Source organism: Roseateles sp. P1_C6 (assembly GCF_056406315.1).
The window spans coordinates 331,447-351,000 of the sequence record NZ_JBFUAK010000006.1 but is presented as its reverse complement, the minus strand read 5'-3'; the positions used below and the strand labels follow the sequence as shown (position 1 = coordinate 351,000).

Annotated in this window: 15 protein-coding genes; 4 read left to right on the top strand and 11 right to left on the bottom strand. The window is 71.3% G+C overall.

What is annotated here, in order from left to right; genetic code table 11:
- Positions 1-14: 14 nt before the first annotated feature.
- The 4 genes from AC1D29_RS15710 to AC1D29_RS15695 form a co-directional block, all read right to left on the bottom strand.
- Positions 15-1,007 carry an AEC family transporter gene (locus tag AC1D29_RS15710; protein ID WP_477898969.1) on the bottom strand — a complete coding sequence of 331 codons (993 nt, stop codon included), beginning with the start codon at positions 1,005-1,007 and terminating at the stop codon, positions 15-17.
- Between the two features lie 79 nt (positions 1,008-1,086).
- A complete protein-coding gene (locus AC1D29_RS15705) occupies positions 1,087-2,952 on the bottom strand; it encodes an ATP-binding protein (protein WP_477898967.1) in 1,866 nt (621 codons plus the stop codon).
- Between the two features lie 57 nt (positions 2,953-3,009).
- A complete protein-coding gene (locus AC1D29_RS15700; RefSeq protein WP_477898965.1) occupies positions 3,010-4,371 on the bottom strand; it encodes an amidohydrolase family protein in 1,362 nt (453 codons plus the stop codon).
- Positions 4,372-4,373: 2 nt separating this feature from the next.
- The gene (locus AC1D29_RS15695; RefSeq protein WP_477898963.1) at positions 4,374-6,983 is read right to left on the bottom strand and encodes a DNA topoisomerase III; all 2,610 of its coding nucleotides are present in this window, start codon (positions 6,981-6,983) and stop codon (positions 4,374-4,376) included.
- A gap of 119 nt (positions 6,984-7,102) precedes the next feature.
- On the opposite strand from AC1D29_RS15695, the gene AC1D29_RS15690 reads away from it, so the two are divergent.
- Genes AC1D29_RS15690 through AC1D29_RS15680 form a run of 3 tightly spaced genes read left to right on the top strand, consistent with a single transcriptional unit; the run spans position 7,103 to position 8,959 of the window.
- Positions 7,103-7,567 (top strand): SET domain-containing protein, encoded by a 465-nt coding sequence (locus AC1D29_RS15690; protein ID WP_477898961.1) that lies wholly within the window; start codon positions 7,103-7,105, stop codon positions 7,565-7,567.
- A gap of 4 nt (positions 7,568-7,571) precedes the next feature.
- A complete protein-coding gene (locus tag AC1D29_RS15685) occupies positions 7,572-8,291 on the top strand; it encodes a biotin--[acetyl-CoA-carboxylase] ligase (RefSeq protein WP_477898959.1) in 720 nt (239 codons plus the stop codon).
- Positions 8,291-8,959 carry a hypothetical protein gene (locus AC1D29_RS15680; RefSeq protein ID WP_477898957.1) on the top strand — a complete coding sequence of 223 codons (669 nt, stop codon included), beginning with the start codon at positions 8,291-8,293 and terminating at the stop codon, positions 8,957-8,959. Before AC1D29_RS15685 ends, AC1D29_RS15680 begins: the two co-directional genes overlap by 1 nt.
- Here the strand turns inward: AC1D29_RS15680 and AC1D29_RS15675 are convergent.
- The 4 genes from AC1D29_RS15675 to AC1D29_RS15660 form a co-directional block, all read right to left on the bottom strand.
- Positions 8,910-10,970, bottom strand: a complete 2,061-nt coding sequence (locus tag AC1D29_RS15675; protein ID WP_477898955.1) for a S8 family serine peptidase — start codon at positions 10,968-10,970, stop codon at positions 8,910-8,912. The two genes, AC1D29_RS15680 and AC1D29_RS15675, sit on opposite strands and share 50 nt — an antisense overlap.
- Before the next feature lie 88 nt (positions 10,971-11,058).
- Positions 11,059-12,546, bottom strand: a complete 1,488-nt coding sequence (locus AC1D29_RS15670; RefSeq protein ID WP_477898953.1) for a CYTH and CHAD domain-containing protein — start codon at positions 12,544-12,546, stop codon at positions 11,059-11,061.
- Positions 12,547-12,801: 255 nt separating this feature from the next.
- Positions 12,802-13,464 (bottom strand): glutathione S-transferase family protein, encoded by a 663-nt coding sequence (locus AC1D29_RS15665; protein WP_477898951.1) that lies wholly within the window; start codon positions 13,462-13,464, stop codon positions 12,802-12,804.
- A 67-nt stretch (positions 13,465-13,531) separates the two neighbouring features.
- Positions 13,532-14,425 (bottom strand): DMT family transporter, encoded by an 894-nt coding sequence (locus AC1D29_RS15660; RefSeq protein ID WP_477898949.1) that lies wholly within the window; start codon positions 14,423-14,425, stop codon positions 13,532-13,534.
- 18 nt (positions 14,426-14,443) lie between these two features.
- Between AC1D29_RS15660 and AC1D29_RS15655 the strand changes: the two genes are divergently transcribed.
- On the top strand, positions 14,444-15,601 hold the full coding sequence (locus tag AC1D29_RS15655; RefSeq protein ID WP_477898947.1) for an NAD(P)/FAD-dependent oxidoreductase: 1,158 nt from the start codon (positions 14,444-14,446) through the stop codon (positions 15,599-15,601).
- Between the two features lie 4 nt (positions 15,602-15,605).
- Here the strand turns inward: AC1D29_RS15655 and AC1D29_RS15650 are convergent, their stop codons facing one another.
- Genes AC1D29_RS15650 through glnE form a run of 3 tightly spaced genes read right to left on the bottom strand, consistent with a single transcriptional unit; the run spans position 15,606 to position 19,512 of the window.
- Positions 15,606-16,238: a hypothetical protein gene (locus AC1D29_RS15650; protein WP_477898945.1), complete on the bottom strand. Its 633-nt coding sequence runs from the start codon at positions 16,236-16,238 to the stop codon at positions 15,606-15,608.
- A gap of 8 nt (positions 16,239-16,246) precedes the next feature.
- Complete coding sequence (rrtA, locus tag AC1D29_RS15645) at positions 16,247-16,813, bottom strand: rhombosortase (protein ID WP_477898943.1); 567 nt, start codon at positions 16,811-16,813, stop codon at positions 16,247-16,249.
- On the bottom strand, positions 16,792-19,512 hold the full coding sequence (gene glnE, locus AC1D29_RS15640; protein WP_477898941.1) for a bifunctional [glutamate--ammonia ligase]-adenylyl-L-tyrosine phosphorylase/[glutamate--ammonia-ligase] adenylyltransferase: 2,721 nt from the start codon (positions 19,510-19,512) through the stop codon (positions 16,792-16,794). Before glnE ends, rrtA begins: the two co-directional genes overlap by 22 nt.
- Positions 19,513-19,554 lie beyond the last annotated feature (42 nt).

The window sequence follows — 19,554 nt, the reverse complement described above, 5'->3', positions numbered from 1 at the left end:
AGAAGTGCCGGGAGTCAGGGCACGGTCCATGGCGACACCCAGGCCAGCAGCGCCAGCCACAGCGGTGCGGTGGCGACGTAGAGCCCGGTGGAGACGACGGTGGCAGCCGTCACCTCGGCCTCCAGCGCGCGGTAGCGCTGCGCAAAGATCAGCGCGTTGGAGCCGGTCGGCAACGCCGCCAGCATGACGATGACGGCCAGCGGCATGCCGTTCAGCCCCAGCCCCCAATGCCCGACGACGAACACGACCGCCGGCATCAGCAGCAGCTTGGTGGCGACCAACCCGGCCAGGCCGCGCCAGGTGCTCGGCCAGCCGTAGTAGGCCAGCGACATGCCGATCAGCGTCAGGCACAGCGGCACGACGGCCGTGCCCAGGCTCTGCAGCGCCTCGTCGGCCACGGCCGGCAGCCCCAGGCCGGTAGCGTTCCAGGCCAGGCCGGCCAGCACCGGCAGCACGACCGGGTGGATGACGGTGTTGCGCACCGTCTGCAACAGCGTGGCGCCCAGGTGGCCGGCACTGCGCTCGCGCGCCAGGTCCAGTTCGACCAGCGTGGTCAGCAGCGTCAGGATGCACAGCGCATGCAGGCTGACCACGGCGATGTGCAGCGCCAGACCCTGCTCGCCGAACACGCCGGCCGCCACCGGCAGGCCGACCTGCAGCGTGTTGCCGAAGCCCGCGGTGATGGCCTTGACGCTGGGCACGACGACAGCGTCCTGCGGCTGGCGGCGCCAGCGCTGCACCACGTACAGCAGCGCGATCAACACCAGCACCGGCACGAAGAACGCGCCCAGGAAGGCCCAGGGCAGCGCCGCGGTGTCCAGCCGCGCCGTGGTGCGGAACAGCAGCGCCGGCACGAAGATGTAGAAGGCCGCGTTGGCCAGCACGCGAGCCGGGTCACTGTCGCTGCCGGCCTCGCCGCCGCCCAGCCAGCGCATGCGGCCGACAGCCCAGCCGATGGCGACGGCCACGAGGATGGCCAGCAACTTCGCGGCGATGGCCCAGGTCATGAGGCCCCTCGCCCAGCCCCGCCGCGCTGAACGCGGGCTGGCTTGGGAGCGGCCCGGCGCTCGGCCCGCAAGGATGTTGTCACGCCACAGCCACCCGCAACTCGAAAACAAAGCTGCTGCCCTGCCCGGCGGTGCTCTGCACCAGGATCTGGCTGCCCATCAGCCGCACCAGCTGCTGGCTGATGGACAGGCCCAGGCCCGTGCCGCCCAGGTGGCGCGATGCGTCGGAGACCTGCTCGAAGGCCTGGAAGAGGCGCGCCTGCTGCGCCGGCGTCATGCCGATGCCGCTGTCGGTCACCTCGAAGCGCAACCGCACCTGGCCGTTCAGCGGCGGCTCGATGACGCTGGCCGCGAGGCTGACCGTGCCGCTGTCGGTGAACTTGACCGCGTTGGACAGCAGGTTCAGCAGCACCTGGCGCAGGCGCTGGCCGTCGACGAGCACCTGCACCGGCAGGCGCGGGTCGACGTCGATGGCAAAGCTCAGGTTCTTCTGCTCGGCGCGCAGTCGCACGCTGTCGCAAGCCATGTCCAGCAGCGCGCGCAGGTCGGCCGGCGCGGGCTTCAGCACGACCTTGCCGGCCTCGATGCTGGCCATGTCCAGCACGTCGTTGATCAGCTCCAGCAGGTGCAGGCCCGAGTCGCGCATCAGCTGCAGCCGGGTCTGCTGCGGCGGGGGCACGGCAGCGTCCATCTGCATCAGCTGCGTGAAGCCGAGGATGGCGTTCAGCGGCGTGCGGAACTCATGACTCATGGTCGCCAGGAACCGCCCCTTGGCATGGTTGGCCGCCTCGGCCCGGGCCGTGGCCTCGCGCAGCTCGGTCGTGCGCTCGGCGACCAGCTCTTCGAGGTGGTCGCGGTGTCGGGTCAGCTCGGCCTCGGCCTGGCGGCGCAGCGAGATGTCGCTGACCATGCCCTCGATGCGGCGCTGGCCGGCCTCGGCGTCCACCCAATGCGCGCTCAGCTCCACCCACAGCGGCCGTCCGCCCGCACCGCGCAGCTGCAGCTGGGCCTGCTGCACCTTGCCCTGCTCGTTCATGATGGTCGCGACGCGCAGCATCTCCTCGCGGGCGATGCCGGTGACCTCGCGCAGCCGCCGGCCCACCGGGCTTTGCGAGCCCAGGCCCAGCATCTGCGTGAAGGCGCGGTTCATGCTCAGCACGCGGCCGTCGGCGTCGGCCTGGAAGATGCCCTCCGTCGCGTTCTCGAACAGGCTGCGGTAGCGCGCCTCGCTGGCACGCAGGCCCTGCGAGCTGAGCTGCACCTGGTCGGCCGCGCTGCGCAGCTTCAGGCTCATGGCGTTGAAACGCGTCGTCAGCTCGCCGATCTCGTCGGCGCGTTCGACCTTCTCCTGCGCACCGAGGTCGCCCTTGGCGACGCGCTGTGCCAGCGACCCTAACCGCGCCACCGGCCGGCGCACCAGCCAGTGCACCAGCAGAGAGCTGGCGATGACGATGCCCACGACGACGACGGCCAGCAGCTCGACGACAAACAGGCGGGTGCGCCGGATCTGCTCGTCGACGAGGTCGCGCGTGAAGGTCAGCACGGCCGATGCGACCTGGGTGCCGGGCGCGTCCGCCGCCGGCTGGTAGGTGATGGCGAACCCGCGCTGCAGCGGGCCGCTGGCCGGTTCGGCGCGTTCCCGCTTGGCCTGGCCGCCGCGCAGGCCCAGTCCTTGCAGCTCGATGGCGTGCACCTCGGGGTCGGCCATGACGGCGTCGAGCAGGTTCTCGATGGCGACGTGGTCCAGGTTCCAGATCGGGCCGGCGAAGCCGCGCTCGATGAGGCCGGCCATGCGCGTCTCGCGCTGGCGCAGGCCCTGCATCAACTCGTCCTCCTCGTGCGAGGTCCAGTACCAGCCGACCGCCAGCACGAGCAGGCTGGCGACCAGCGCGATGCCGGCCGTCAGGCGTGTCTGTATGCCCATGCTCATTGGCGCCAATGACATCGGCTGCCCTCCCGCTCCGGCCTGCGTCGGTCCGTCATGCGGTGAGCATAAGTCCAGTCAACGGGCCGCCGCGGCTTCGTAGCGACGCGCGACGTCGACGCGCAGCGCTTGCAGCGCGGCCGCATCGCGCCACTGGCCGCCCACCATGACGCCCAGCGGGCGGCGCAACGTGGCCAAGCCGTCGAGCGGATTGGCCTCGGTCAGCAGCAGGTCCGCGCGCGCACCGGGCACGACGCGGCCGAAGGGCGTGCCGCCCAGGCGATCGTGCATGAAATCGCCGGGCTGGCGCGTCGCTGTCGACAAGGCCTGGTAGCGGCTCAGGCCGGCCTGCTCCAGCCGGTCGAGGTCGTCCAGCAGCGCGCGGCCGGGGAACACGCCCGGGATGGTCGGCGCGTCGGTGCCGGCCAGCAGCGGCACGCCGGCATCGGCCAGCGCCTTGGCAAAGCGGCCCAGGAAGGCCAGCCGGGCCTGCAGCCTGGCGCTCTTGTTGACATAGCCGCTCTGGCGCCACGCCAGGCGGTCGGCCGGCGCCAGCGTCGCGACGTCGGGGTCAGCCAGGTGGGCGGCGACGACCTCGGGGTGGCCGATCTGGCCGGCGATGGCGGCATAGGTGCCGAGGTCGGCCACGACGGCCGCACCGGGGTGGCGGCGCATCAGATCGACCGCCGCCGCGATGGCGGAGTCGGGCGGCGGCGCATCGGTCTGCTCGGTGCCGCGCGGCCAGAAGAACGCGTAGAAGAACTCTTCCAGGTGGGCAATGGCGGCCTGGCCCGCGCCCAGCTGGCCCACCAGGCCGACCCGGGTGACGGCATGACCCACCAGCGGTACGCCCAGGCGCCGGCCCTCTTCGGCCAGCGCCAGGAAGACCTCGGGCATGAGGTTGTTGTAGGCCTTGATGAAGCGGTAGCCGTTGGCGCGTGCCAGCCCCACGACGGCCCGTGCGTCATCCGGCGTGCGGACCTGGAAATGGCCGTAGTCGGGGGCACCGTCGACGACGAAGGCCGCAAACACCTGCGGCGCGGCAATGGCGCCGCGGTTGGCCGCGGGCAGCGTGCGCTGCATGAAGCGGCTGCGCGCGCCGCCCAGGTTGAGCACGGTCGTCACGCCATGGCTGAGGTAGACGGCGAGGTCTTCGGCAACGTCCGAATGCATGTGCATGTCGGCCAGGCCCGGCGACAGCCAGGCGCGACCCTCGCCGTCGATGCGGCGTGTGCCGTCGGGGAGGGCCAGCTCGGCGCCACCAATGGCCTCGATGCGGCCGTCGCGCACGATCACCGTGCGGTCCAGCAGCGGCTGCTCGGCCACCATCGTCAACACGTTGACGTGCACGAAGGCGACCGGCGCGGGTTGCGCCGCGGCCAGGCCGGCGGCGCCGCAGGCAAGGCCGGCCAGCAGCCGGCGCACCCAGCGCAGGCTCACGTTCACCCCTTGGCGGCCGCCTTCTTGGCCGGAGCCTTCTTGGCGGGCGCGGCCTTGGCACCCGGCTTGGCGGCGCGCGGCTCGAACTCGAAGATGACCTTGCCTTCCTTCTTGTCGTAGGCCAGGAAGGCCTTGAACTTGCGGCGCGTCTTGTTGGAGACGAAGTTCTCCAGCAGGTCGGTCTTGCCCGTGCTCAGCAGCTTCTCGACCTGCGCCGGCTCGATCGGCTGGGTCAGGATGACCTTGCCGGTCTTGAAGTCACAGGTCACGTTGGCGCCCACCGAGTGCTCGCAGACGTAGTTGGCGCCGTGCTCGTAGACGTGGCCCGCGCATTTGGGGCAGGGCCCGAGAGAGGTCTGGCCGGAGAAATCCACCGGCTCGCCATCGCCCTCAGCCTTCTTGGCGTCCTCGCCGAAGTCGAACTCCAGCTTCCAGTTGGCGATCTCTTCGTCGTAGACCAGCGCCAGCTCGGCCGTGAACGGCCAACCCGCCTTGGAGCGGAAGCCTTCCAAGGGGCCGATCTTCTTGTTCGCCAGGAAGGTCTCCACCTCGGCCAGCTCGAAGCTGCGCCCGCCCGGGATCTTGCCGATGGAGAAGCCGCAGGCGTCCGAGCCGTCACCGCTCTTGCCGGTGCAGGTGAAGCGGCGGTAGTTCTCCTTCACGACACCGCCGCACTTGGGGCAGGGCGTCTTCAGCGTCGCGTAGTCGCCGGGGATGGTGTCGCGGTCATAGCCCTTGGCCTTGGCGACCATCTTCTCGGTCATGGCCGCGATCTCGGCCATGAAGACGTCGCGCGGCAGCTTGCCCTTTTCCATCTGGGCCAGCTTGCTTTCCCAGTCGCCGGTCAGCTCGGGCTTGGTCAGGTCTTCCACCTCCAGGCCGCGCAGCAGCGTCATCAGCTGGAAGGCCTTGGCCGTCGGGATCAGCTCGCGGCCTTCACGCAGCATGTACTTCTCGGTGATCAGGCCTTCGATGGTGGCCGCGCGCGTGGCCGGCGTGCCCAGGCCCTTCTCGGCCATGGCCTCGCGCAGCTCGTCGTCGTCGATGAGCTTGCCGGCACCTTCCATCGCGCTCAGCAGCGTCGCTTCCGTGTAGCGCGCGGGCGGCTTGGTCTGCAGCGCCTTGACATCGACGCTCTCGGTGCGCACGACCTCGCCCGGCTGCACGGGCACCAGGTTGGCGTCCTCGTCGTCCACGTCCTTGCCGTAGACGGCCAGCCAGCCCGGCTTGACCAGCACCTTGCCGTTGGTCTGGAAATGGTGCTTGTCGTCGACCTTGCTGATGCGGGTCGTGACCAGGAACTCGGCCGGCGGGAAGAACACGCCCAGGAAGCGCTTGACGACCATGTCGTACAGCTTGGCCTCGATCTCGGTCAGCGCCTTGGGCGCCTGCAGCGTCGGGATGATCGCGAAGTGGTCCGACACCTTGGCGTTGTCGAAGACCTTCTTGGTGGGCTTGATGTAGCCCTCCTTCAGCGCCTTGGCCGCGTGCTGGGACAGCGCACCCAGCGGGCCGGGCAGGTCTTCCGTCGCCAGCATCTTGGCCGTGTCCTGGGCCACGGCCAGGTAGTCTTCGGGCAGGAAGCGCGAGTCCGTCCGCGGGTAGGTCAGCACCTTGTGCTTCTCGTACAGCGCCTGGGCGATGGACAGCGTCGTCTTGGCCGAGAAGCCGAAGCGCGAGTTGGCCTCGCGCTGCAGCGTCGTCAGGTCGTACAGCGCGCCACAGCTGGTGGTGCTGGGCTTGCTCTCTTCCGTCACCTTGGCCGGCTTGCCGAGCACCGCCTTGGCGATCTCGTCGGCTTCGGCTTGCGTCCACAGGCGGTCGGCGCGGCGCTCCAGGTCGTCGTTCTTCTTCCACGCGGGGTCGAACCACTTGCCTTCGTACTGGCCGGCCTGGGCGTCGAAGTTGGCGCGCAGCTCCCAGTAGTCGCGGGACACATGCTTGCGGATCTTCTCTTCCCGCTCGACGACGATGGACAGCGTGGGCGTCTGCACACGACCCACGGTGGTCAGGAAGAAGCCGCCGTCGCGCGAGTTGAAGGCCGTCATGGCCCGCGTGCCGTTGATGCCCACCAGCCAGTCGGCCTCGGAGCGGCAGCGCGCGGCATCGGCCAGCGGCAGCATCTGCTCGTCGCTGCGCAGCTTCTCGAAGCCGTCGCGGATGGCGGCCGGCGTCATGGACTGCAGCCACAGGCGGCGCACCGGCTTGTCGACCTTGCCCTTGGCGGCCTTGGGCTCGGCGTATTGCTGGATGAGCCGGAAGATCAGCTCGCCCTCGCGGCCCGCGTCGCAGGCGTTGATCAGCGCCGTCACGTCCTTGCGGCGGATCAGCTTGGTCAGCGCGTTCAGCCGGCCCTTGTTCTTGTCGATGGGGTTGAGGTCGAAATGCGGCGGGATGACGGGCAAGTTGTTGAAGCTCCACTTGCCGCGCTTGACGTCGAATTCCTCCGGCGCCGCGATCTCGACCAGGTGGCCGACGGCGGAGCTGACGACGTACTGCTCGTTCTCGAAGTGGTCGTCGTGCTTGTCGAACTTGCCCGCCACAGGGGTCAGCGCCCGGACGATGTCCTGGGCGACGCTGGGCTTCTCGGCAATGATCAGAGTCTTGCTCATCGGTCTTTCTCAAGGTCTTGCGTCGGGGCAGGGAACTCAAAATCCCCTGCCTACAATCCGGGCCTCGCGCGCACGCCTACGCACACGCGCACCCATGAAATCACCGTACCACAGCGCCGATGACGCCAAAAACCCCACGCCGCAAGATCGAAGTCCGTGATTCCGGCGTGCATGGCCGCGGTGTCTACGCCGCGGCGCCCATCGCCGCCGGCGCGCGCATCATCGAGTACACCGGCGAGCGCATCACCTGGGAAGAGGCCGTGGACCGCCACCCGCACGACCCGGCCCAGCCCAACCACACCTTCTACTTCCACCTGGACGGCGGCCTGGTCATCGACGCGCTGTACGGCGGCAACGACGCGCGCTGGATCAACCATGCCTGCGAGCCCAACTGCGAGGCCGACGAGGTCGACGGCCGCGTCTTCATCCAGGCGCTGCGCGACCTGGAGCCGGGCGAGGAGCTGTTCTACGACTACGGCCTGGTGCTGGACGAGCGCCACACGGCCAAGGTCAAGAAGCAGTTCGCCTGCTGGTGCGGCGCGCTGACCTGCCGCGGCACGATGCTGGCGCCCAAGCGTCGCTGACCCGATGGAGCGGCGCCATCTCGCCGAATGCGGCTCGACCAACACCGAGGCGCTCAACCACCTGCGTGATGGCGGCGGGCCCTTGCTGGTCTCGGCCGACCGCCAGACCGCCGGCCGCGGCCGCCTCGGGCGCGCGTGGCAGTCGGATGACGCGGCGCTGACCTTCTCCGTCGCGCTGACGCTGCCGGCCGAGCTGGATCTGGCCGGCCTGTCGCTGGCCGTCGGCTGCACGGTGGCGGACGCGCTGGACGCAGGCGCTGAGCGCATCCGCCTGAAATGGCCCAACGACTTGTTCCTGGACGGCGCCAAGCTGGGCGGCATCCTCATCGAGACGGTGCCGCTGCCCGATCAACGGCGCGGCGTCGTCATCGGCATCGGCATCAACCTGCGCCCGCTGCCGCCCGGCGTTGACCGCAGCGCCTTCGCCAGCGGCCATGCGGCGCTGCAGGCGCTGGACCCGGCCGCGACGGCCGGCGCCACGCTGGACCGCCTGGCCCCCGCGCTGCGTGCGATGCTGGCCGACTTCCAGACGCTGGGCTTCGCGCCCTGGCAGGCCGCGTTCGCGCGTCGCGACCTGGCCGCGGGCCAGCGCGTGCGTGTGGGCGAGCAGCCGGGCATCGCGCGCGGCGTCAGCCCGCGTGGTGAACTGCTGCTGGAAACCGCCGCCGGCGTCCAGACGATGAGCGGCGGCGAACTGAGCCTGAGACTGGAGAAAAGCCTGTGATGCGCGTGGTCGTGCTGGTGCTGCTGGTGGTGAACGCCCTCTTCTTCACGTGGTCGCGCGGCTGGCTGGACGCCGTCACGGGCCTGCCCGCCGAGGGCGGCCGCGAGCCGCAGCGCGTCACGGGCCAGCAGAACCCGGAGCGCATCCAGCCGCTGGCGGCCAGTGCCGTCGCGGCGCTGGCGCAGCGCAGCTGCCTGGAGCTGGGCCCGCTGGAAGGCGATGCGGCGCTGACCGCCGCCCAGGCCGCGCTGAAGGCCGCGGGCGCCGACGCCCAGGTGCGCAGCAGCGAGCAGGCCGGCCTGTGGGTGGTCGCGACGATCAAGCTCGCCGACCCCGAGTTCCGCGCCCGCAAGGAAGCCACCTACAAGCAGCTGCGCCTCAATTTCGAGCCGCTGGAGGGCCTGCCCGCCGAGCAGCCGGCTTTCGTGCTGAGCAAGCACCCGACCCAGGCCGAGGCCAATGCGGAAGCCGCCGCGATGGACAAGCGCGGCCTCAAGGGCTTGCGAGTGCTGGCGCTGAAGGCGGCGCAGTCGCGCCACACGCTGGTCATTGCGCAGGCGGACGGCCTGGTCGCCGGCAAGCTCAAGGCCAGCAAGGACCCGGCGCTGGCCGCCGGCTTCAGGGCTTGCAGCGCTGCCGCGCCAGCCGCTTCCGCGGCGTCAAGCTGAGCGCTGCCAGCAGCAGCGCCGCCAGCCAGGCGACGCTGACGGCACCCCCACCCCCGCCGCCCGACGTGGCCGGCGGCGTCACGACCGGCGCCGCGGCAACGCTGACCGTGGCCGTCTGGCTGTAGACCAGGCCGAGGTTGTCGGTCACGTCGGCGCGCACGATGAAGGTGCCGGCCGCCGTCGGTGTGATGGTGGCCGTCGCCGTGCTGGCGCCGGACGCAAAGGCGGTGACGATGCCGCCGCCGTCGACGATGGCCCAGGCGGTCGACGCCACCGTGCGCCCGCTGGTCAGGCCGCTGGCCGCGGCGGTCAGCGTCAGCGTCTGGCCGGCCGTCAGGCCGCTGACGGGCGACTGCGTGACGGTGACCGTCGCGCTGCCCAGCGCCTTGGCCGCCGTCACCGCAGCGAAGGCATCCACCATGCCGGCGCCGCAGGTGCTGGTCGTGCAATAACACTCGTCCTGCGCGGCGGCACCGGGGGCTGCGCAGGCCGGCACGCCGGCGCTGCCGCCGCTGGTCGGGAAGGCGCGCGCCGTGAGCTTGAGGATCTGCGTCGCCTCGGTCGACGTCAGGCCCGGCCGCACGGAGGCCATGAGGCCGACGATGCCGCTGACGATGGGCGCCGAGAAGCTGGTGCCCACCGAGGCATTGCTGCCGGTGTAGGCGGCATCGGCCGCGATCGGCGTCGTCGTGCCGCGGTTGGTCGTGCTGACCATCGGGTAGAGGCAGGGCTGGCCGGCGGCGATGTTGATGCAGTTGCCGCCGGGGGCCGCAATCGTCACCTCGGGGCCGATGCTGGAGAAGCCGACCTTGGTGCCGACGTGGCGCAGTGCCGCCACCGCGATGACGCCGGGGCAGTTGCCCGGCAGGCCCACGGCCTGGCCTTCGGAGTTGCCGGCCGCGACGACGACGGTGGCACCGGCCGCGTTGACCTTGGCGATGGTGTCGCGGTACAGACCGCCGGTGCCGGTCGTGCCGCAGCCGCCGCTACCGCCCAGGCTGAGGTTGAGCACCTTGGCCTTGTTGGCGTTGTCGGGCAGGCCTGGCACGGCGATGCCGGCGGCCCAGCGCATGCCGGCCATGATGTCGCTGTCGTAGCCGCCACACTTGCCGAGCACGCGCACGGGCTGGATCTTCAGGTTCCAGCCGACGCCGGCCATGCCCACGCCGTTGTTGCTGAGCGCGCCGATCAGGCCCGACACGCGCGTGCCGTGCCACGAGCTGTTGCTGATGTCGCTGCTGTCGCAGCCGCTGCCCAAGGCGCCGCCGGACACATCGGCCGAGCTGACCCAGTCGCCGGGGTCGGAGGGGTCGGCGTCATGGCCGTCGCCGTCATTGGCGATGGCCGTGGACTGGTTGCCGGGGCTGCCGTAGCCGATCATGTCGTAGCCGGCAACGAACTGACCCGTCAGGTCGGGGTGATCCATGCGCACGCCGGTGTCCAGCACGGCGACGACGACCGTGGCGACACCGGTCGTCAGGTCCCAGGCCGCTGGCGCATTGATGCTGGAGACGACCTGGCCCGGCGTGCTGCTGGGCGCCTTCAGGTACCACTGATCGATGACGCGCGCGGGGATGCCGCCGGACACCGTCTCGGGGTTCACGGCCGCGCCACCGAACAGCGGGTCATTGGGCAGCATCAGATGCTTGCGGCGCTGGTCCACGACGGCCAGTTCGACTTCCGGGTCTGCCGCCAGCCGCTGGGCGAGCTGCGCGCCCGTCATGCCGCGCGCCATGACGACATGGGTGCGCTCGTCCAGGCTCAGCCCGGCGCGCAGCGCGTGGCCGGTGCGCAGGCCCAGGCCGGTCGCGCGGGTCTGCGCGATCTCGCGTGTCTCGCCGCGCGTCGCCCGCACGTTCAGCGCCTTGGCGCGCACGCTGTCGGCCTGGGGTTTGAAGCGCACGATGACCCGGGCCTCGGGCTCAGCCTGGGACTGGGCCCATACCAGCGGTACCGGCGCGGCCAGCGCGGCGGCAACGAGAGCGGTCAGCGTCAGGCGCAAAGACTTCATGGCAAGCAGCTCATGCGGTGCAGGGCCAGCCAGTTTAGGCGTCGCCACCTGTCGCCGACAGCAACAAATGTCTCAGCCGCAGGACTTGTCAGGGGGCCAGCGGCGGCAGTGCGGCCAGGCGGCCCAGTTCGTCACGCGCCCGGTCGCGCGCCTGCGCGATGCGGGCCGTCAGCCAGCCGACGGCAAACCAGGCCGCCGGGTCGCTGGCCACGCGCGCCTGGTAGCCGTCGCGGGCGACGACGAGGTCGTTGAACTCGCCCAGGTTCTGCTGCGCTGCGGCCAGCGCCTGCAGATGGCGGGCGTAGGCCTTGCGCGGCAGCAGCGGCACGAAGAATTCGAGCGCATAGCGCTGGCGCTTCACGCGCTTGCGCAGCGCATGCACGCCGGGTTCGTCGAGTTCGTCGACCGCCTGGCCGGCGGCCGCCAGGCGCTTGTGCCAGCGGCGCAAGCGCTGGCGGGCCAGCCGCTTGAGCGTGTCCGCGGGCGGCGGCTCCGGCGGCGCCAGCGCGGCACGCCAGGCGATCCAGGCCAGCAGCAGGCGCTGCGTGTCGCCGGCACGCGCCAGCGCCGCGGGGTCGGCAGCGCTGGCGTCGGCCGGCTGAACCAGCGGCGGCGCGCCGGCCCGTGCGAGCTCGGCCGCCACACCGCTGCTCAGCACATCGCTGTCGCGCATGGTGCCCAGCGCCGCGAACAGCGCGCGCAGGCCATCGACCAGCTCTGCCGGCGGCTCGACCACCCAGCCCTGGAAAGCGCGCAGCGCGCTGCGCAGCCGCCGGATGCCGACGCGGCACTGGTGCACATGGCCGGCACGCCGCGCCGGGTCGCCTTCGGCCAGCGCGACGGTGTTGCGGGTGACCTGCGCCAGGCATTCATCCAGCACGGCGCCGAAGGCCTGGGTTGGCTCGGCGTCCTTGGCATAGCGCGGCGCCTTGGCCTTGCGCAGCGGCGCATCGGGTCGGCCGCTGGCCAGCGCATGGCCGCGCTCGGCCTTGCTGCGCGGGTCCAGGATGAGGCCGAAGCGCTGGCGCCAGCGCTCGACGAGGGCCAGCATGGCCAAGACCGAACCGGACACCAGCTCGAACTCGACCTCGCGCAGGCGCAGCACCGCGTCGCCGGCCAGCACGCGGCCTTCGTCCAGCGCGACCTCGACGACCGCGCCGCGCGTGCGCACGCGCCGCGCCAGCCGCCGCACCTGGGTCTGGAAGCGCACGCCGGCTTCGACACCGTCCTCGTGCGCCTCGGCCAGCAGCCGGCTCAGCTCGCGGCCCTGCTCGGTCTCGGCGTGGGCGGCGGGGTCGGGCGTCGCGTCGGGCCGCAGAACCTCGTGTTCAAAGCGGTCCAGCGCGCCGGGGCCGGCGGCCTTCAACGCCTGCACCCAGCGCCCGCCCTCGCGGCGCAGCCGCCAGGCCAGGCCCGCGCGGGCCAGGCGCTGGTCGGGCGTGTCGAGATAGGCGGCCGTCAGGCCCGCACGCCGCACCGTGCCGCGCCCGGCCAGCTCCGCCGCCAGCGCCGCACGCGATGCCGCCGGCACCAGGAACTTCAGCTCGATCTCGGCGTGGGCGGCTATGCCAGTCATCCCTGCACGGTACTCGCGAATGACGATCCGCGGGCCGAGCGCCGGGCCGCTCCCAAGCCGGCTCGCCTTGGGCGATGTGCTTGCGGCTCGATGCCTCAAGCATCGCCGTCCCCTCGGGGGCTGAGGCCGGACACAGTGCGCCCAGTGGGCGCGCTGTGCCTGCCGAAGGGCTGCGGCGCGAGCCGCAGCGCGGTCTGCAAGACCGATCAGACGCGCCCGCGTTCAGCAGGGCGAGACTGGGCGAGGGGCCCCATTTCAGGCGCGGTTGGCAGCCAGCGAGCGTTCCTGGTCGGCCTTGCGGTCCGCCGCCACCTTCTGCGCATGCGGGCGCTCGCCGATCAGCTTGGCATAGGACTTCCAGTCCACGCCGCCAGCGGCCAGCAGGTCCTCGCCGTAGATGATCTTGGTCGCCATGCCCACCAGCGGCAGGCTGACCCAGCCGGCGCAGTCGGCCATCGTGAACGTGTCGCCGGCCAGGTAGGGGCCGAACTTGGCCAGGCGCTTGAAGGCGGCGATGTTCTCGGGCAGCACGCGGGCGACGCGCTTCTTGGTGCCGTCGCTGACCTGGCCGCCGAAGAAGGCCTCGGCATACAGCTCGCGCACGACCAGCTCCAGGTGCAGGTCCACGTAGGTGATCAGTTCGCGCACCTTGGCGGCCTGGAAGGGGTCGGCCGGGATCAGGCGCGGCGTGTCGGGGTAGGCAGCCTCCAGGTAGTCGACGATGACCTGGCTCTCGCACAGCGAACCCTGGGGCGTCTTCAGGAAGGGCACCTTGCCCAGCGGCGAGCAGCTCAGCACCTCCTCGGCATGGGAATGCGTCTTCACGTATTCCTCGGTGAACGGGATGCCCTTTTCCAGCAGGGTCAGCTTGGTCTTGTTGTAGTAGTTCGAGAGCGGAATGCCGCAGAGCGTGATCATGGGTGTCTCCTGATTGAAGCGCGCAGTCTATGCAGGCCGCCTGACAGGCCCTGGCGCGCCGGCGACATCAGCGGTTCACCAGCACGATGCCCGCTGCGAGCGCGGCCAGTGCCGCGACCAGCCGCGGGCTGATGCCCTCGCCCAGCAGCAGCGCGCCGGCCAGCAGGCCGAACAGCGGCGTGCTGAGCGTGAACACGGCCAGCTTGGTGGCCGCGTAGTGGCGCATGAGCCAGAACCAGGCCAGGTAGCTGGCGAAGGACACGATGATGGCCTGGAAGCCGAACAAACCCAGCAGCCGCGGCGACCAGTGCAGCGGCAGCGCCTCGCCGGCAGCCACGGCGGCGGCGCACAGCGCCAGGGCCGACACGCCCAGCTGGTAGAGCAGCGTCTTCTCGGCCACGGCGGAACTGAGCTTGGTGCCACGGATGGCCAGCGTCGTGCCGCCCCACAGCACGGCGGCGGCCACGCCCAGCGCGTCGCCCCACCATTGGGTCGGGCTGTGCGGCGACGTGAAGCCTTCCGCGAACGCAAACGCCACGGCGCCAAACGCCAGCACCAGCCCGGCCCACTGCTTGCCCGACAGCTTCTCGCCATGGGCGATCCACGGCATGCCCAGCGCGACGACGAACGGCGACAGGTAGATGAACACGACCATGCGCGACGCGCTGGTGTACTGCAGGCCCACGAAGATGCAGGCGAACTCGGCCGCGAACAGCACGCCGGCCAGCACGCCGCCCCCCAGGCTGCCGTCGCGCTCGAACAGACGGATGCCGCGCGACAGCGACCACAGCCACACCAGCAGCCCGGCCACCGCCGAGCGCAGCCCCGCCTGCCACAGCGGCCCGATCTCGGTCAGCGCCGCCTTGGCGGCCACCTGGTTGATGCCCCACAACAGGCAGCACAGCAGCAGCAGCGAGACGGCGCGGGGGTCAAGGTGGGACTGGCGGGCGGGAGGCGTCATGGCCTCTATGCTGCCAGCATGTCTGAAGTGACCGTCATCGGCGGCGGCGTGATGGGCGCCGCGACCGCCTGCTTCCTGGCCCGCGACCATGGCGCGACGGTGACCGTCATCGAGCGCGACCCGTCCTATGCACGGGCGTCCAGCTCGCTGTCGCTGAGCTCCATCCGCCAGCAGTTCTCGCAGCCGGTCAACATGGCCTTGTCGCGCTGGAGCATGGCCTTCCTGCGCCGCGTCGAAGAAGAACTGGCCGTGGCCGACGACCGGCCGGCCATCGGACTCGTCGAGCCGGGCTATCTCTACCTCGCGACGCCGGCCGGCGCGGCCACGTTGCGCGCCGCGCACGCCACGCAGCGGCGCGAGGGCATGGACGTGGCGCTGCTGAGCCCGGCCGAGCTGACGCAGCGCTTCCCCTGGCTCGCGGTGGGCGATCTGGCGCTGGGCTCGCTGGGCCTGAGCGGTGAGGGCTGGTTCGACGGCCCGGCGCTGCACCGCGCCTTCCGGCGCAAGGCCATGGCCTGCGGTGTTCGCTTCGTCGCGGCCGAGGCGCTGGGCCTGGCGACCGCCGGCGACCGCGTGACCGCCGTGCACTGCACCGATGGCTCACGCCTCGGCGGCGACGCCTTTGTCATCGCGGCCGGCGCCTGGAGCGCGCCGCTCGGCCGGGCGCTGGGCATCGCGCTGCCGGTCAGCGCGAAGAAGCGCGACGTCTTCGTGCTGGAGACGCCGGCCGCCCTGCCCGGCTGCCCGCTGGTCATCGACCCCAGCGGCTTCTGGTTCCGCACCGAAGGTTCATTGATCCTGGCCGGCGGTCCGCCGCGCGACGACGACCCCGACGACGTGCCGCTGGACCGGATCGACCACGGCCTGTTCGACGAGTTGCTGTGGCCCACGCTCGCCGCCCGCGTGCCGGCGCTGGAGGCGCTGCGCGTGCGCTCGGCCTGGGCCGGCTACTACGAGATGAATGCCTTCGACCACAACGGCCTCGCGGGCCGCCTGCCGGGCTGGGCCAACGCCTTCACGGCCTGCGGCTTCTCGGGCCACGGCATGCAGCAGTCGCCGGCCGTGGGCCATGCGATGGCGCGGCTGATCGCGGGGCTGGACGCGCCGCTGATCGCCGCGCTGACGCCGCAGCGGCTGCTGGACGGCCGGCCTCTGATCGAGGCCAACGTCATCTAGCGACTCAGCGGTTGCGCACGCGCTTCTTGGCCGGCGGCTGGGTCAGCACATAGCGCGTCGCCGTCAACCGGTCCGACACGGCACTGGTCTTGTTGTCCACATAGCCCCAGTTGCGCATGGCCAGGCGCACCTCGGCATCCGACGGGCTGGCCTCCGGGCCCTTGGGGTGCACGACCCAGACCGTCTTACAGATCATGTCGGCATGGAACTCGGCCATGCGCGGCAGCTCGGACGGGTTGCTCAGCACGGCCACCAGCATGCGCGCCTCGCGCACATTGGTCGTGATGCCGCCGGCCAGCGCCTCGGCCAGCGCCGGGTCCAGCGGGCCGACCGTGGGGCCGATCAGCAGCGCCGGGTTCTCGGCGCTGACGCCCAGCTTGGCGGCCAGAGTGGGCGGCGGCGTCTGCAGCTTCTTCAACCACTTGGCAGCTTCCTTCTCGCCCAGCACCAGCGCGACGGCCTCGTCGCCGATCTCGAAGCGCAGGTCCTCGCCGTCCACGCGCAGGTTCTGCAGCGCGGCGATCTCCCACTTGCGCTTGATCTCGCCACGCAGCACGACGGTGGTCGATTCGAGCAGGGCCGTGACCTCCGCGGTCTCGGTGCCCACGCGGGCGGTGCAAATGGCTTCACGTCCCATACGGGCCTCTAGGTGTTCTTGGATAGACGCATTGTCAGGCCCCAGGCCAGGGCGCCGGCCAGTGCGCCGCACAGATGGGCCAGGGGGGCGACGGGGAAGTCGAAGCCGGGTGTGGCGCGCAGCACGGGGCCTAGCGGTTGCTCAAGCGCGAGCTTGATGACGAGGCCGATGGCGACGGCCGCACCGATGGCACGCTGCCGGCCGCCGCGCACGCACAGCGTCAGCGCCGCGACCGCGACAAGCGCGTGCAGCACGCCGGACAGGCCCGCATAGCGCAGCAGCTCGGGGCGCAGCAGCAGGCCCAGCTGCGTCAGCGGCAGCGCGATCAGGCCGGCCAGGGCTTCGCGCCGGCCCAGCGCCGCACGCCAGCCCAGCAGCGCGATGACGGCGCAGCCGGCCAGGTTGGCGGCCAGGTGCAGGGGCGTCCAGTGGACAAAGGCGGCGGTGACGGCGCGCCAGGGCTGCGACGCGACCAGCCCGGGCTGCCAGTCCAGCGTCTCACGCGGCAGCGGCCAGGCCAGCAGGGACAGCACCGCGAACGCGGCGCACAGGCTCAGCCAAACACGGCTTGCCATAGCGCGCGCACGGCGTCTCGGTGCGCGGCCAGCGGCGCGGCGGCCTCGGCGTCCAGCGCGGTGGACTGCTCGTCCAGCCTCGCCTTGTGCTGCACGCGGCGCAGCTCGCGGTAGGCGTTGGCGGCATGCACGCCCACGCCGGCGGGCAACAGGCCGGCGGCCTCGGCCCGCTGCAGCAGCGCGATGTTGCCGGCGTTGTCCAGCAGCTCCGGGTGCACCGCGCCCTGCGCCAGCACCAGCGTCTGCAGCGCGAACTCCGCGTCCATCATGCCGCCCTCGCTGTGCTTGACGTCGAACAGGCCGTCACGCACCGGCCGCGACGCGCGCACCTTCTCGCGCATGGCCTGCACTTCGGTCTTCAGCGCCTGGGCGTCGCGCGGCGCCGTCAGCACCTGGCGGCGCACGCCTTCGCAGCGTTCGGCGAGGTCGGCATTGCCGGCGCAGAAGCGCGCCCGCGTGATGGCCTGGTGCTCCCAGGTCCACGCGGTGTTGCTGCCGCGACCGGTCTGGTAGGCCTCGAAGTGGCTCAGCGACGTGACCAGCAACCCGGAGTTGCCGTTGGGCCGCAGCGCCGTGTCGATGTCGAACAGCTCGCCGGCCGCGGTGCGCAGCGTCAGCCAGGTGATGAGGCGGCGCACGAAGGCGCCGTAGATCTCGCTGGCGTTCTCGTCGTCGTCGTCGAAGACGAACACCACGTCCAGGTCGCCGCCGTAGCCCAGCTCCTTGCCGCCCAGCTTGCCGTAGGCGATGACGGCCAGGCGCGGCTGCTCGCGGTGGCGCGGCTTGTAGCGATCCCAGGCCCATTGGATGGCGATCTGCAGCACCGCGTCGGCCAGCAGCGACAAGTCGTCGGCCACCTGCTCGACGGTGATGCGGCCTTCGACGTCGCGCACCAGCGTGCGGAACACCTCGGCATGGTGGGCGCGGCGCAGCGTGTCCAGCAGCGCCTCTTCATCGGCCTCGCCGCTGCGCGCCCAGCCCTGTTCACGGTCCAGCAGGTCGGCGATGAAGGCCTCGCGGTCGAAGCGCGCGGTCAGCAGCAGCGGGTCGGCCAGCTCGTCGATGACGCCCGGGTGCTGCATCAGGTAGCGCATGGGCCAGCGCGCCAGGCCCAGCAGGCGCAGCAGCCGCTGCTGCACGGCCGGGCGTTCGACCAGCAGCGCCAGGTAGCTCTCGCGGCGCAGCAGCGGGCCGACCCAGTCGACGAAACGCAGCGCAGCGTCCAGCGAGCATTCGTCGGCCGCCACGGCCTGGGCCGCGCGCTGGAACAGCTTGGCCAGGCGCTGCCGCGATTCCTCGCGCAGGCCTTGCACGCGCGGGCTGTCGGCCAGCGCGCGCACGGCGGTGGCCAGCGGCGCGGGCAGGCCGTTGAGGAAGTCTTCGCCGTCCACGGCCGGCTTGGGGCCGCCGCACTGGCCGCCCTTGCAGCCACCGGGCGACCTGCCGCCTTCGTGCAGCAAGGCATCGAACTCGGTCGCGACCAGCTCGCGCACCTCGCCGAGCTGTTCGAACAGCTCGCACGCCTCGCGGCTGCAGGTCAGCCCCAGGGACGCGGCGATCCAGGCCAGGTCGGCATCGCCCTGCGGCAGGCAATGCGTCTGCTGGTCGTCCAGGAACTGGATGCGGTGCTCCACGCGGCGCAGGAAGACGTAGGCGTCGCTGAGCTTCGCCGCCGTCTCAGCCTTCATCAGCCCGCCGGCGGCCAGCTGCGCCAGCGCCTTGACGGTGGAGCGGGTGCGGATCTCCGGGAACTGGCCGCCGCGCACCACCTGCAGCAGCTGCACGATGAACTCGATCTCGCGGATGCCGCCGCGCGACAGCTTGACGTCGTTGGCGCGCTCGGGGCGGCCGGCGGCGCGCGCCTTGGCCTCGCTGCGGATCTTGCCGTGCAGCTGGCGCAGACCTTCGAAGACGCCGTAGTCCAGGTAGCGGCGATAGACGAAGGGCGTGACCAGGTTGCGCAGTGCCAGCGTGCGCGCGTCACCCGGCGCGCCCATGCCGGACAGCGGCGCGACGACGCGGCTCTTCAGCCAGGCAAAACGCTCCCACTCGCGGCCTTGCACGAGGAAATACTCCTCCAGCATCGCCAGGCTGACGACCGGCGGGCCGCTCTTGCCGTTGGGGCGCAGCGCCAAATCGACGCGGAAGACCTGGCCGTCGTCGGTGACGTCACCGATCAGCGCGTACAGCCGCTTGGCCACCGACGAGAAATACTCGTGCGCGCTGACCGGCTTGGCACCGTGCGTGGCGCCGTCGTCCTCGTAGACATAGATCAGATCGATGTCCGACGACACGTTCAGCTCGCGCGCGCCCAGCTTGCCCATGCCCAGCACCCAGAAGGCGATGTCCTGGCCGTCGGCGTTGACGGGTTCACCGTGGATGGCGTCCAGCTCCGTGCGGGCGGCGGTCAGCGCCAGGTCCAGCGTGACCTCGGCCAGGTGCGTCATCGCCAGCGTGACATCTGCCACGGTGGCGCCCTGTTCGATGTCCAGCACGGCCAGGCGTTCCAGCACCAGGTGGCGGGCCACGCGCAACGCGCTGGCCAGCGGCCGGTCCGTGGACAAAGTCGCGATCAGCGCCGCGATGACGGCCCGGTCGGGCAGGCCCGGTTGAAGCAGCGGCAACTCGGCCGCATAACGGCGGCGCACCCGCTGTACATAGCGGCTGTGTTCAGCAACGACGGGAAACAGTTGGCTCATGACCCTGTGCTAGATTGCCTGCCGGCCGGTTCTTCTCCACGT

Bases quoted from the DNA above. Each gene is read 5' to 3' on its own strand.
- AC1D29_RS15675 (WP_477898955.1), bottom strand. From the start codon at position 10,970: ATGAAGTCTTTGCGCCTGACGCTGACCGCTCTCGTTGCCGCCGCGCTG.
- rrtA (WP_477898943.1), bottom strand. From the start codon at position 16,813: ATGGCAAGCCGTGTTTGGCTGAGCCTGTGCGCCGCGTTCGCGGTGCTG.
- AC1D29_RS15655 (WP_477898947.1), top strand. From the start codon at position 14,444: ATGTCTGAAGTGACCGTCATCGGCGGCGGCGTGATGGGCGCCGCGACC.
- AC1D29_RS15660 (WP_477898949.1), bottom strand. From the start codon at position 14,425: ATGACGCCTCCCGCCCGCCAGTCCCACCTTGACCCCCGCGCCGTCTCG.
- AC1D29_RS15685 (WP_477898959.1), top strand. From the start codon at position 7,572: ATGGAGCGGCGCCATCTCGCCGAATGCGGCTCGACCAACACCGAGGCG.
- AC1D29_RS15690 (WP_477898961.1), top strand. From the start codon at position 7,103: ATGACGCCAAAAACCCCACGCCGCAAGATCGAAGTCCGTGATTCCGGC.
- AC1D29_RS15710 (WP_477898969.1), bottom strand. From the start codon at position 1,007: ATGACCTGGGCCATCGCCGCGAAGTTGCTGGCCATCCTCGTGGCCGTC.
- glnE (WP_477898941.1), bottom strand. From the start codon at position 19,512: ATGAGCCAACTGTTTCCCGTCGTTGCTGAACACAGCCGCTATGTACAG.
- AC1D29_RS15650 (WP_477898945.1), bottom strand. From the start codon at position 16,238: ATGGGACGTGAAGCCATTTGCACCGCCCGCGTGGGCACCGAGACCGCG.
- AC1D29_RS15665 (WP_477898951.1), bottom strand. From the start codon at position 13,464: ATGATCACGCTCTGCGGCATTCCGCTCTCGAACTACTACAACAAGACC.
- AC1D29_RS15695 (WP_477898963.1), bottom strand. From the start codon at position 6,983: ATGAGCAAGACTCTGATCATTGCCGAGAAGCCCAGCGTCGCCCAGGAC.
- AC1D29_RS15680 (WP_477898957.1), top strand. From the start codon at position 8,291: ATGCGCGTGGTCGTGCTGGTGCTGCTGGTGGTGAACGCCCTCTTCTTC.
- AC1D29_RS15670 (WP_477898953.1), bottom strand. From the start codon at position 12,546: ATGACTGGCATAGCCGCCCACGCCGAGATCGAGCTGAAGTTCCTGGTG.
- AC1D29_RS15705 (WP_477898967.1), bottom strand. From the start codon at position 2,952: ATGTCATTGGCGCCAATGAGCATGGGCATACAGACACGCCTGACGGCC.